Annotated in this window: 1 protein-coding gene; it reads left to right on the forward strand. The window is 39.0% G+C overall.

The features are described from left to right. Positions 1-17 precede the first annotated feature (17 nt). A partial coding sequence (tuf, locus tag AB4Y15_RS14125) for an elongation factor Tu (protein WP_427340969.1) occupies positions 18-1,006 on the forward strand: 989 nt, incomplete at its 3' end.

Below are 1,006 nucleotides of genomic sequence, written 5' to 3' on the forward strand. Positions count from 1 at the left end.
ATAAAGGAGGAAGAGGAATGGCAAAGGCAAAATTTGAGAGAACAAAACCACACGTAAACATAGGAACAATAGGACACGTAGACCATGGTAAAACAACATTAACAGCAGCAATAACAGCAGTATTAGCTAGGAGATATGGAACAGGAGAATTCATAGCATATGACCAAATAGATAAAGCACCAGAAGAAAGAGAAAGAGGAATCACAATATCAACAGCACACGTTGAGTATGAAACACCAAACAGACACTATGCACACGTAGACTGTCCAGGACACGCAGACTACGTAAAGAACATGATAACAGGAGCAGCTCAAATGGATGGAGCGATTCTAGTAGTATCAGCAGCAGACGGTCCAATGCCACAAACAAGAGAGCACATCTTATTATCAAGACAGGTAGGAGTGCCAAAGATAGTAGTATTCTTAAACAAAGCAGACATGGTAGATGACGAAGAGTTAATAGAATTAGTAGAAATGGAAGTAAGAGAATTATTAAACGAATATGAATTTGACGGAGACAACACACCAGTAGTAGTAGGATCAGCATTAAAAGCATTAGAAGATCCAGACGGAGAATGGGGAGACAAGATAATAGAATTAATGGAAAAAGTAGACGAAACAATACCAACACCAGAAAGAGATACAGACAAACCATTCTTAATGCCAGTAGAGGACGTATTTAGTATAACAGGACGTGGAACAGTTGCGACAGGAAGAGTAGAAAGAGGAACATTAAAAGTACAAGACCAAGTAGAGATAGTAGGATTAACAGATGAGCCAAGAACAGTAGTAGTAACAGGAGTAGAGATGTTCAGAAAGATGTTAGATGAAGCGCAAGCAGGAGACAACATAGGAGCATTATTAAGAGGTGTGCAAAGGGACGAAATAGAAAGAGGTCAAGTATTAGCTAAGCCAGGAACAATCACACCACACACAAAATTCAAAGCAGAAGTATACGTATTAACAAAAGAAGAAGGTGGAAGACATACACCATTCTTCAATGGATA

Origin of the sequence: Caloranaerobacter longqiensis (genome assembly GCF_050286925.1) — a bacterium.
Lineage (GTDB): Bacteria > Bacillota > Clostridia > Tissierellales > Thermohalobacteraceae > Caloranaerobacter.